Origin of the sequence: Actinomyces gerencseriae DSM 6844, assembly GCF_000429265.1 — a bacterium.
Taxonomy (GTDB): domain Bacteria; phylum Actinomycetota; class Actinomycetes; order Actinomycetales; family Actinomycetaceae; genus Actinomyces; species Actinomyces gerencseriae.
On the sequence record NZ_AUBN01000021.1, the window covers coordinates 18,799 to 27,821 of the forward strand.

At 71.0% G+C, this 9,023-nt stretch carries 9 protein-coding genes and 1 pseudogene; 5 read left to right on the forward strand and 5 right to left on the reverse strand.

Going from position 1 to position 9,023, the window contains the following annotated elements:
• The first annotated feature begins 21 nt into the window (after positions 1-21).
• From G448_RS0109275 to G448_RS0109285, 3 genes are read left to right on the forward strand one after another with little or no spacing between them, the layout of a single operon-like run.
• Complete coding sequence (locus G448_RS0109275; protein ID WP_026407747.1) at positions 22-918, forward strand: MerR family transcriptional regulator; 897 nt, start codon at positions 22-24, stop codon at positions 916-918.
• Positions 915-1,862: an ABC transporter ATP-binding protein gene (locus tag G448_RS0109280; protein ID WP_051268866.1), complete on the forward strand. Its 948-nt coding sequence runs from the start codon at positions 915-917 to the stop codon at positions 1,860-1,862. Before G448_RS0109275 ends, G448_RS0109280 begins: the two co-directional genes overlap by 4 nt.
• On the forward strand, positions 1,859-3,514 hold the full coding sequence (locus tag G448_RS0109285) for an ABC transporter permease (RefSeq protein ID WP_026407749.1): 1,656 nt from the start codon (positions 1,859-1,861) through the stop codon (positions 3,512-3,514). The genes G448_RS0109280 and G448_RS0109285 overlap by 4 nt, the downstream gene beginning before the upstream one ends.
• A 202-nt stretch (positions 3,515-3,716) precedes the next feature.
• Here the strand turns inward: G448_RS0109285 and G448_RS0109290 are convergent, their stop codons facing one another.
• From G448_RS0109290 to G448_RS0109310, 5 genes are all read right to left on the reverse strand, one after another.
• On the reverse strand, positions 3,717-4,199 hold the full coding sequence (locus G448_RS0109290) for a hypothetical protein (RefSeq protein ID WP_245572267.1): 483 nt from the start codon (positions 4,197-4,199) through the stop codon (positions 3,717-3,719).
• A 109-nt stretch (positions 4,200-4,308) separates the two neighbouring features.
• Positions 4,309-5,190: an amino acid ABC transporter permease gene (locus G448_RS0109295; RefSeq protein ID WP_026407751.1), complete on the reverse strand. Its 882-nt coding sequence runs from the start codon at positions 5,188-5,190 to the stop codon at positions 4,309-4,311.
• On the reverse strand, positions 5,187-5,843 hold the full coding sequence (locus tag G448_RS0109300; protein ID WP_026407752.1) for an amino acid ABC transporter permease: 657 nt from the start codon (positions 5,841-5,843) through the stop codon (positions 5,187-5,189). The genes G448_RS0109295 and G448_RS0109300 overlap by 4 nt, the downstream gene beginning before the upstream one ends.
• 63 nt (positions 5,844-5,906) lie before the next feature.
• The gene (locus G448_RS0109305; RefSeq protein ID WP_026407753.1) at positions 5,907-6,893 is read right to left on the reverse strand and encodes a glutamate ABC transporter substrate-binding protein; all 987 of its coding nucleotides are present in this window, start codon (positions 6,891-6,893) and stop codon (positions 5,907-5,909) included.
• 92 nt (positions 6,894-6,985) lie between these two features.
• Positions 6,986-7,711 (reverse strand): amino acid ABC transporter ATP-binding protein, encoded by a 726-nt coding sequence (locus G448_RS0109310; RefSeq protein ID WP_026407754.1) that lies wholly within the window; start codon positions 7,709-7,711, stop codon positions 6,986-6,988.
• A gap of 694 nt (positions 7,712-8,405) precedes the next feature.
• On the opposite strand from G448_RS0109310, the pseudogene G448_RS18815 reads away from it, so the two are divergent.
• Positions 8,406-8,589 (forward strand): annotated as a pseudogene (locus G448_RS18815) (IS110 family transposase); the annotation flags it as partial.
• A gap of 224 nt (positions 8,590-8,813) precedes the next feature.
• Positions 8,814-9,023, forward strand: a 210-nt coding sequence (locus G448_RS0109315) for a transposase family protein (protein WP_026407755.1), incomplete at its 3' end; no start/stop codon positions are given.

Sequence of the window (9,023 nt, forward strand, 5' to 3'; positions counted from 1 at the left end):
GTCACCTGCTGGGATGAGCCCATGCGCGTCACCCAGATCGCCGACCTGGCCGGTACCACGCCCCGGGCCGTGCGCCACTACCACCGCCTGGGCCTGCTCGAGGTCCCGCCGACCGTGCGCGGCAGGCGCGAGTACGGGGTGGAGCACCTGGCCAGGCTCCTGCGCATCCGGTGGCTGGCCGACGGCGGCCTGTCGCTGCGCCAGGTCGCCGAGATCATCGCATCGGATCCGGAACCCGTCGAGCCGGCTGAACCGACTGAGCCCGCCGGCCCGCGAGGCGACGAGCACCGGCGGGAGGTGCTGCGAGACCTGCGCGCCGCTCGGGGCACGATCGAGGCGAGGCGCCGCAGCCTGGACGAGCAGGCGCGGCGGATCGACGAGCTCATCGCCCGCGTGGAGGCCGGGGAGGCCCTGGCCCCGGTCCCGGCGTTCCTGACCCGCTTCTACGACATGATCGAAATCCGAGTCCGGGCGCTGGGCGGCGATCCGTCCAGTCTGCGCACGGAGCGTCAGATGGCGCAGATCATGGGGTCGCTGGGCATGGTGCCGGCCAGCGTCGTCCCCTACATCGAGGCCTTCGACGACGCCGAGATCGATATGTGCGCGCAGCAGATCATCGGCTTCTCCCGCCTGACGCGGCTGCGCGGCGAGGAGGGCACCGCGGCCGCGCACGCCCTGGCGGAGCGCACCTTCGGCCTGGCCGTCCGCCACAAGGACCTCGCTCTGACGGTCCTCGACGAGCTGCCGGGAGGAGCGCTGGGGCGCGCCACGTGGCATCTGACCCACATCCTGTCCGTCACCGGTTATCCGCACCCCGCCCAGCGGGCCTTCGCCGCCCGCATCCTCGAGCTCCTGCTCTCCGACCCCGACTTCGCCACCACGATCCGCCGCACGGCGGGAGAGGACCCTGTGATATGACCACTGCGAGCGCACAACCCGCCTCCGTCACGGCCCCGCGCGCCGCCGACGACTCCCCCATCCGGATCCGCGGCCTGACCAAGCGCTTCGGGCGCCTGACCGCCCTGGACGGACTCGACCTGACCGTCGCCGCGGGCTCCGTCCACGGCTTCCTCGGGCCCAACGGCGCTGGTAAGTCCACCACCATCCGGGTCCTGCTGGGCCTGTACCGCCCCGACGCCGGCGAGGTGCGCGTGCTCGGCCGAGACCCGGGGCGCAGCGCCTCCGCCATCAACCGGGAGATCTCCTACGTACCGGGCGACGTCGCCCTGTGGCCGAACCTGACGGGCGGCCAGGTCCTCGACGTCCTGGCCGGTCTGCGCGGGGCGCGCGACCGCGCCCGGGAGGAGGATCTGATCGAGCGCCTCGACCTGGACCCGAGCAAGAAGGTGCGCACCTACTCCAAGGGCAACCGGCAGAAGGTCGCGCTCGTCGCCGCGCTGGCGGCGCCCACTCGCCTGCTCGTCCTCGACGAGCCGACCAGTGGTCTCGACCCGCTCATGGAGAGGGTCTTCACCGAGGAGGTCTCCGCGGCCGCGAGCGCCGGGCGCACCGTCCTGCTCTCCAGCCACATCCTGGCCGAGGTGCAGCGCCTGTGCAGCGCCGTGACCATCATCAAGGACGGGAGGGTCGTCGAGCACGGCGATCTGGAGCATCTGCAGTCCCTGGCGGCCACTCGCATCGAGCTGCGCGCCGGCCCCGAGCGCCTGGCGTCGCTGAGATCAGCGCTCGCGCCCCTGCACGCGGACCTCGAGAGCGGCGAGGGCCGGCTGACCCTGCAGGTGCCTCCGGAACGGGTACCCATGGTCCTCGGCGTCGTCGCCGAGCAGCGGGTCGTGGATGTGACCTGCGAGCCCGCGAGTCTGGAGGACCTGTTCCTGCGCCACTACGAGGACGCCCGATGAGCGCGGCGACCGGATCGGCGGAGGCGGCGCCATCGAGCGGACGGGCGGCCGGCGCGGAGCAGCCTCTGAGCGGGCTGGGGCGGGCGACGGGTCTGATGGTGCGGCGGCTGCGCGTCCAGGCCTGCGCCTGGGTCCTTCCCCTGTGGGCACTGGCGGCGGCGACGCCGAGCTACGAGAGCGTCTACCCCTCATTGCAGTCGCGAACCGTGCTCATCGAGGCGATGCGCGCCAGTGCCGGCACACGGCTGCTCTACGGGATCCTGCCACTGCCCGGGACGATCGGGCAGCTCGCCCAGTGGGAGATCGGCAGCTACCTGGTGGTGTGCACCGGCCTCATGGCCGTGCTCCTGACCTGCAGGACGCTGCGGGCCGACGAGGACGAGGGACTGGTGGAGCTGCTGCGGGGCGCGGGCGCGGGGCGGCGGGTGCCCTTCCTCGCCCCGGTCGGCGTCGTGACCGGGATCGTGGCGCTGCACGCGACCGGGATCGGTCTGCTCATGACGATCCTGACCGGGCGGGTGGAGGAGCTGACAGTCTCGGGCGCCTGGGCCCTGGCGGGCACCGTCGCGGTGGTCGGCTGGGCCTTCACGGGCGTGTCCGCGATGGCGAGCCAGCTCGCCCACGATGCGGCCTCGGCACGGGGACTGTCCCTGAGCGCGCTCGGCGCCGCCCTCGCTCTGCGGGTCGTGGCCGACGAGACCGACGCCTCCTGGTTGCGTTGGCTCAGCCCCGTCGCCTGGCGGGATCTGATCGAGCCCTACACCCGTGATCGCTGGGCGGTGCTGGCGGTGTGCGCAGTCGCCAGTCTGGCACTGGTGGCGGCGGCCGGGGCGATCCACGCGCGCCGGGAGCACCTGGACGGCTGCCTGCCGGACCGCTCGGCGAGCCGACGACGGTGGCGGGTGCGCGGGCACGCCGACCTGCTGGCGCGCCTGGACCGGCGACCCCTGGCCGCCTGGGCAGTGGCGGCGACGTGCGTCTCGGCACTGTTCGGGGCGATGTCCGGCAGTATCACGGATCTGCTGAGGCCGGGATCGCCCACGGCCCAGATGGTGGACAGGATGGCGGAGGGCAGTCCAGTGGTGCAGTTCATGGGCAGACTCACCGTCTTCACCGTTCTGCTCGTCGTCGTGGCGGCGGTCGGGCGGGCGGGTTCGCCGGCCGGCGATGAGCGCCACGGGCTGGTGGAGGCGGAGGTCGCGGCGGGGGTCTCCCGGACGCGGTTGTTCGTCGTGCGGGCCTGCGCCGCGCTGATCGAGGCGGTGGCTCTCCTGCTCGTCTCGGGAGGCGTGCTCGCAGCGACGACCGCGGGACAGATCACTGAGGACCACGCGGTGGCTCGCGCCTTCGTCTACACGGTCAGTCAGCTTCCGGGCGTGTTCGCGGCGATCGGTCTGGCCCTGGCCCTGGTGGGCCTGGCGCCGCGGCGAGTGGCACTGGTGTGGGCGGTCGTGGCATGGAGCGTCTTCGCGCAGTTCTTCGGCGGTCTCGTCGAGCTGCCCGACCGGGCGCAGGACCTGAGCGTCATCGGGCACTACCTCGACGTGGTCGGCCCGATCGACTGGAAGCCGTTGGCGATCCAGGCGGCAGTGGGTCTGGTGGGCGCCACCGTCGGGCTGCTCGCCTACAGACGACGGGACCTGGGGGCCTGAGCTCCCGCACGATGCCGGCGGGAGCTCATCCCCGCGTCGAACGAGACGCATCGAACGGGTCTTCATCGGGATCCGTTCGGGGCGGGCGGGGGCCGAGGATGGGATGGACGGGCGGCGCCGGCAGAACCGGCGCCGCCGGCGCCCCGGCCGCATCGGGAGCGGATCCGTCCTGTCCGGCACGAGCGGGACTCGCGCGAGCGGGTCAGGCGAGCGCCGGGACCAGCGCGATCAGGGCCGACGCCGCGTAGAAGCAGGCGTAGACCACGTGCAGGGGAAGGTTGAGGCGCAAGTAGCGGGCGAGCTCCGCATCGCTCAGGTCCCGACCGCTCAAGAACTTCTCCTCGGGAGAGGCGAAGCCCGTGACGACGTGCACGAGGAGCAGGATCGGCAGCGCGCAGACGGCCGGGACGAGGCCCAGGGGTCCGGAGTCCCAGCCGGCGATCAGCGCGGCGATGGCGATGAGGAGCTGCATGAGCATCGCCAGGCCGTAGACCGGTCTGAGGCGGGTGCGGCGTCGGAAGTCGGGGTAGGTGCGCTGGAGCTCGTCGAGGTGCCCGGTGCGCGCCATGAACGTGAAGTAGCCGCCGATGGTGAGGCAGTACATGGTGAGGAAGCCCGCGATCATGCCCGTGGCGAGCACGTCGCAGGCGAGGAGGACGGCGGGCGCCGAGATGGTCGGCGACATGTTCGATCCTTTCTTCGTCGTTTCGTCGTTCCCGGAAGGGTCTCGCCCGTCTCCGATCCGTCCACGGGCCCTCTCCGGCGGACGCAGCGGAACGGGACCGATCCCGGGATCAGCGAGTGCGCGCCTCGATGGCTCGGGCCAGTGCTCCCAGGCCCCAGTTGATCACGATGTAGAGCACCGAGACGATGATGTACGCGGGCAGGTAGATGTCCAGATGCTGGTTCTGCCGGGTGCTGGTGATCAGGACGTTCCCGGCGTACATGAGCTCGGCGTAGGAGACGACGTAGCCCAGCGAGGAGTCCTTGAGGATCGTGACCAGCTGGGTGACCAGGGTCGGCAGCATGAGTCGCAGGGCCTGGGGAGCGAGGATCAGCCGCATGGTCTGGCCCCGGCTCAGCCCGAGGGCCCGAGCCGCCTCGGTCTGCCCCTGATCCAGCGCCAGCACCCCGGAGCGGAAGACCTCCGCCGTCGTCGCCGAGGTGCACATGACGATGGGGATGACGAGCATCCAGAAGGACGGCAGCGTCGGTCCGAAACGGGGCACGGCCAGCAGGAAGAAGTAGATGAGCAGAAGCATGGGCACGGCCCGCATGGTGTCGATCCAGGCCCCCACGATCACACGCCCGAGACGGCCGGCCCCCAGCCTCGCCCAGCCCAGGAGGATGCCCAGGGGGAAGGACAGGGCGGCCGAGACGACGGTGACCAGCAGCGTCGCCCCCAGGGCGATGCCCAGGTACCTGACGATCGACTGCCCCAGGAAGTAGCGCCACTTCGGGTAGGCGAGCTGTCCCTGGCGGGCGAGCTGGTAGAGCGCCGCGGCGACCAGCGCCGCCGCGAGGAGGGTGACGACGCCGGAGATGACGGCGATGCGCCGTCGTCCGCGGGGCCCGGGGGCGTCGAAGAGAAGATCGGCGTCCACCGTCCGACCGCGGTCGCGCCGCGCCGCGCGTTGCGCCGCAGGAGTCCTGGGAGCTGCGGGAGCGGAGCTCATGCGCGCGCCTCCCGTCCCCCTGCCGCGCGGCGCTCGAGCATGGCTCCGAGTCTCGTGGCGCCGAGGGCGAGCGCGAGGTAGATCAGGCCCGAGAGCAGGAACGTGACGACGGCCTCGGCGTAGTGCAGGTTGAGCTGCTGAGTGACGCTGGTGAGCTCGCGCACCCCGATGGCCGCCGCCAGTGCCGAGCCGATGAGGCAGGAGATGAAGACGTTGACCAGCGGCTGGATGGTGCGGGCGAGCGCCTGGGGGAGCACGATCTCGCGGACGATGAGTCCGAAGGGCATCCCCAGGGCGCGGGCGGCCTCGACCTGGCCCTTGGCGACGGAGTTGATGCCCGAGCGCACCGCCTCGCACACGTACCCCGAGCCCGCGAGGAGGATCGCGCCCACCGCCGCCGGGAACAGGGACAGCGGCACGCCCGCCCGGGGGGCGACGAAGGCCAGCAGGATCATGAGGCACAGGGTCGGGATGTTGCAGGCGATCGTCACCCAGACGGCGCCCAGCGCCCGCAGCGGGGGAACCGGGCTGACGCGGCACACGGCGACGAGCGTGCCGACGACGAGTGCGCCGGCGTAGGCGAGCAGGGCGATGGCCAGGGTGGTCGCCAGACCGGCCCCGATCATGTCCAGATTGTCGGTGATGATGCTCAAAGTCGTCTCCTCCGATGTGCGTGCCGACGGTCCTGGCGGCGCGAGCGCATGGAGCCGGGCTCGTCAGGCGGTCGGCGGGACCGCGCCGCCGGTCTCGGAGCCGGGCACCGAGCCGATGGCGGGCGGCTCGGGAGCCTCGCCGCCCGTGACGGCGCCGATGGTCGCCCTCCAGATCGCCTCCCAGGTGCCGTCGTCGTAGATCGTCTGGAGGAAGGCGTTGACGAAGGCCTTGGCGTCCGAGCCCTGGGGCAGGCCGATGCCGTAGGGATCCTCCGTGAAGGGCTCGCCGATGCTCTTGAAGGCGTCGCTGCCCTGCATGTCGCCGAGCAGGATCGACTGATCGACGACGTAGGCGTCGACGCTCCTGGCCTCCAGCGCGGCCAGGCAGGCGTTGTTGTCGGCGAACGGGGTCTGCTCGGCGTCGGGCGCCGCCTTCTGGAGCGCCGTCACCGAGGAGGATCCGGACTGGACGGCGACCTTGATGCCCGCCAGGTCGCCCACGCCGGTGATCCCGTCCTCGTCCGCCCGCACGAGCAGCCCCTGGCCGGAGGCGTAGTAGGGCCCGGCGAAGTCGATCTTCTCGTCGCGCGCGGGGGTGATCGAGTACGTGGCGATGACGGCCTGCACGGTGCCGTTCTCGAGCGAGGTCTCGCGGGTGTCCGAGGTGACCTGGGAAATGTCCAGCAACGCGCGGGCGTCGTCGCCGCCGATGATGTAGCGGGCGAGGACCTGGCCGATGGCGGCGTCGAAGCCGGAGACCCGACCGGTGGCCGCGTCCTGGGAGGAGAAGACCGGCAGGGTCATCGTGCCGCCGGTCCTGAAGACGCCCGCCTGCCTGATCGCCGAGGCCCAGGAGGAGGCGGTCACGACGTCGTCGGAGGCGACCGGACCGGAGTTGATGACCGTGTCGTAGTCGATGCTCGCGCCGGTCGAGACGGCCTTGCCATCGGCTCCCGTGTCGGAGCAGGCGGCCAGGATCGCGGCCAGGGAGACGGCGCCGGTGGCGGACAGCAGCGCGCGACGGGAGAGATCCGTCCTGGTGGATGTCATGGTGGGGTTCCTTTCGTCATGACGGGCCGGGTCCGTCGGTCGGAGGTGGTGGGCCGGCGACCGGGCTCGGCGGCCGGACCCAGCGGCCGGGCTCAGTGACTCAGCACCGTGGACAGGAAGTCGCGGGCGCGGTCGGTGGCGGGGGCGGAGAAGAAGTCGTCCGGTGCTCCGGACTCCACGATCTGTCCGGCGTCCATGAAGACGACGCGATCGGCCACGGAGCGGGCGAAACCCATCTCGTGGGTGACGACGAGCATGGTCATGCCCTCGGCCGCCAGGTCCCTGATGACGTCGAGGACCTCGGTGATCATCTCCGGGTCGAGGGCGCTGGTGGGCTCGTCGAAGAGCATGATCTTGGGGCCCATCGCCAGGGCGCGGGCGATGGCGACGCGCTGCTGCTGGCCTCCGGAGAGCTGCGGCGGGCGCTTCGAGGCCTGGTCGGCCAGACCGACTCGCTCCAGGAGGGCGCGGGCGGTGGCCTCCGCCTCGCCGCGCGCCGTACGGCGGACCTTGATGGGCGCCAGGGTGATGTTGTCCAGGACCGTGCGATGGGGGAAGAGATTGAAGGACTGGAAGACCATGCCGACCTCGGCGCGCAGACGGGTCAGCTCCCCGCCCTCCTCGGGGAGGCGCTCGCCGTCGATCTCGATCGTGCCCTCCTGGATCGTCTCCAGGCGGTTGATGGCGCGGCACAGGGTCGACTTGCCCGAGCCGGAGGCTCCGATGACGGCGACGACCTGACCGGGGAGGATGTCGAGCGAGACGTCGTCGAGCGCCTTGAAGTCGCCGTAGTACTTGCTCACGTGATCGATGCGCACCAGGGGGCGGGCGAGGTCGTCGACGTCGTTCGCGCCGTCGGCACTGCCGGCGCCGGTGGCGCTGTTGGCGGACTGCTCGGGGAGGAGTTCGGGAGCGGGCACGAGTACCTCGTCTCAGTCAGAGTGGCGGATGGGTGCGGAGGCGTCTCAGCGACACCGACAGCAACACATCCGCATGCGCACCGCATTCCTCCTGGTCTCGATATCCGACCGCGGTTCCCGAGGCGACCGCGCGACGCCGGGACGATAGCATCGCGATCGCGCACCGGGCCAAGAACCGCCCGGTGGCTGAGACGCGGGCGGGAGGGGCGGACTGGGCGGCGGCCGCGAGGCCCTCAATCTCCTGGTACAAGAAGGCAGAGCTGATCCGCAACCGCAACTACCTCGATGAGCATGGCCCCTGGGAGGGCATCGACGCTGCCTGTGGTCACCATCGCCGAGTGGGTCCACTGGGCGGGCACCACCCGACCCCACTCCGCCAACGGCATGCACACCCCCATCCAACACGAGCAGGCCTACACCCCACCGCGGGAACGTTCCCGGACTCCAACACCACGGCCGGGTACAACCCGGTAGTCGTGCACCACGAACGTGCTCCTCTCCTGGTCATGCACAGACCTAAGCAATCCGCATTATCCCAGGAAAAGAGCACCTTCACCCCACTTTCAGCACCCCAACGACGAAAGCTCGAGGCAAGGCCCTGCCCAACGATGAGGCGCGCATACGCACTCTCTACGAGAGGCTCGCCGCCCATGGGAGCCCGCTGGTGGTCGACCAGCCTGCCGCCATCGGAACGCCGGCGGTGGCAGTTGCCCAGGACATGGGCATCCATCACCGTGAACTACCCGCCGGGACCGTCTGTGAGACGCATCGCCGACCCTGCACACTATGTGACCCGACGGTTCCCTTCACGAATCCCCAACCAGCGCACAGCTCCCCACAGTCGCTTGGCACACCACAGTAGGTGTCAGGGGGTCGGCAAAGTCGGTGGGTGGTTGTCTGATCTCTAGAGGGTCTGGTGTGTTGGTGCGGGTGCGGCGTGACCCGCATGGTGACGATGAAGGCGTCTACTCAATCCCGTCACCAGCGAGGTCACGCCGCCATGTCATCTTCCACCACGACCGCTCTGTCGCGCCAGCCCCTGGCCCAGGTTCTTAAGAATGTGGAAGACCCGCGTGATCGGCGGGGTGTGCGCCACAGCCTGTTCGCGGTCCTGTCCCTGGCCGTGACCGGAGTGCTCGCCGGCTGCCGGAGCCTGACGGCCATCTGGGAGCACACCACCGACCTGACCGCCGCCGACCTGGAGGCCCTG

Coding starts and splice junctions, on each gene's coding strand:
- G448_RS0109275 (WP_026407747.1), top strand. CDS start 22: ATGCGCGTCACCCAGATCGCCGACCTGGCCGGTACCACGCCCCGGGCC.
- G448_RS0109280 (WP_051268866.1), top strand. CDS start 915: ATGACCACTGCGAGCGCACAACCCGCCTCCGTCACGGCCCCGCGCGCC.
- G448_RS0109285 (WP_026407749.1), top strand. CDS start 1,859: ATGAGCGCGGCGACCGGATCGGCGGAGGCGGCGCCATCGAGCGGACGG.
- G448_RS0109290 (WP_245572267.1), bottom strand. CDS start 4,199: ATGTCGCCGACCATCTCGGCGCCCGCCGTCCTCCTCGCCTGCGACGTG.
- G448_RS0109295 (WP_026407751.1), bottom strand. CDS start 5,190: ATGAGCTCCGCTCCCGCAGCTCCCAGGACTCCTGCGGCGCAACGCGCG.
- G448_RS0109305 (WP_026407753.1), bottom strand. CDS start 6,893: ATGACATCCACCAGGACGGATCTCTCCCGTCGCGCGCTGCTGTCCGCC.